The sequence below is a fragment of the Xanthomonas pisi DSM 18956 genome (assembly GCF_001010415.1).
Lineage (GTDB): Bacteria > Pseudomonadota > Gammaproteobacteria > Xanthomonadales > Xanthomonadaceae > Xanthomonas > Xanthomonas pisi.
Genome location: NZ_JPLE01000158.1, coordinates 1 through 1,716, shown reverse-complemented (window position 1 = coordinate 1,716; position 1,716 = coordinate 1). Strand labels below are relative to the sequence as shown.

At 52.2% G+C, this 1,716-nt stretch carries 2 protein-coding genes; both read right to left on the bottom strand.

From position 1 onward, the window contains the following. Positions 1-548 (bottom strand): hypothetical protein (locus tag Y887_RS19535; RefSeq protein ID WP_084726098.1); only part of this gene is annotated, 548 nt, incomplete at its 3' end. A gap of 157 nt (positions 549-705) precedes the next feature. Then, positions 706-1,716 (bottom strand): portal protein (locus Y887_RS17530; protein ID WP_046965569.1); only part of this gene is annotated, 1,011 nt, incomplete at its 5' end.

The following is a 1,716-nucleotide window of genomic DNA, read 5'->3' as shown; positions in this document are numbered from 1 at the left end:
GCCTGCTGTGCTGATTGCTGAACACGGGACTGGAGATAGTTATTTTTACGGATGAGCGAAGCCACCGCGTCACCAATTTCCGGATACATCTCCCTGATACGGGCAATCTGCTCATCAGAAATTTTTTCGTTTTCCGGTAACGGTGTGGGCTTCATACCGGCCTGGTGGATCTGAGACGTCAGCAGTTCCACCCTGCGTTTTTCTTCAGCTATCTGCCCACGAAGAAGTGCGGCTTCCTGTTCGGCCCGTTGCTTACCGGAACGTTCAGCCTCAAGGACTTCATAGGGAATGACGTGTTTACCGTCGCGGGTGAGCACCCCCTTCGCTTCCGGCTCCTTCACGTCCTGCGTCTGCTCCACACTGGCATCCGGCGTCGGTGCCACATTGTTATCGCCCGTCTGAGTCTGTGCTTCCTCATCCGCATGTTTTTCCGTGGTATCTTCCGTCACGACGTCCTGTGCGTGACTGTCAATATCCACATCCCCAAGTCCTTCCAGCATTTTTTCCAGTTGTTCCGGGGTTTCTTCACCCGTAAATTCAAAATCCATAAATAACTCCGCATGGTCTGTTTATCGGACAGATCCGAATGGTTGAGTAAATAAGGCTTATCGCTGCCCCCGCGAATAAGCGCACCGCTCCCGGAACGCTTACCTCCGGAAACAAAAAACCCCGTACGATGACGGGGTTCAGTTGAAGCCAGAGTTTTCAGAGCGACATTTCATTCATCCGCTGTTGTAACGTATACAGCATCTGTTGCTGAAGAACGTCCTGCTCCTGTTCCATATTCTGTACGCCGGTAATGATTTCTGCCGTATGTGCCTGGTTAAGCGCATCCACATAACGCTGCCCCTGTGTCAGGGCTACTTCCCGCTGTGCACTGGCATTATCCCGTTGTGCAGCAGCATGTGCCCTGGCGGCGTCAGCTTCCAGTTTTGCCACTCTGCCAGCCATCTCGCGCATCTGGAGTTCTGCCTGTTGTTGCTGAAGTGCCTGTTGTTGTGCCGCTACTTCCTGTTCTTCCGGCGTCATTTCATCCGGTGATTTTGGCGTCCCCAGCGCAGCACGAATACGCTCAACAAACTCCTGTTTCTGCGGCACATCCAGAAGATTAACCCACAGGTCGAGCACAACAGCCTGCACCTGAGGCGGCAGCCCCTGAATAACCTCTGACATTCTCTGTGCAAGCTGTGCCTTAAACGCAGGTGTCTGCTGAACAGGAGCCAGCGCAATATGTGTATTTAACCTTGAAATATCATTGGTCAGTTCACCATTATCACCTTCAGCATTGAGGACAATGGTCTGGCGACGCTGGCGATCATCGCGATTAATCACCACTGCATGATTACGCCGCTTTTTCAGGTCATCGAGAAGATAAGCCAGCAACAGTCTTCCCACCTGCTGGCAGGCAAACTGGTAGTTATCATTGATTTCCGCAAGGGTTGTGGCCCCCTGCTCCACCAGGTTACTGATAGCCACGCCTGACGTCGCACCTGAATCCTGCCCGAGAAATGCGGAATAAACCCCCATGGTATCCTGGATAAGTTTTTCCGATTCCTGCATGACCTGAAACTGCTGGCTGGCAACCTGAAAATCCTGCTCAACCCGAAAAACATCTGCGACACTTTTCTGATTTTTTCGGTTCGGATTCAGTTTAATAATGCCATCCGGGCGTTCGGTCTGGTCCATCAGGTCGTTGTCTGACAACTGGGTGGCATC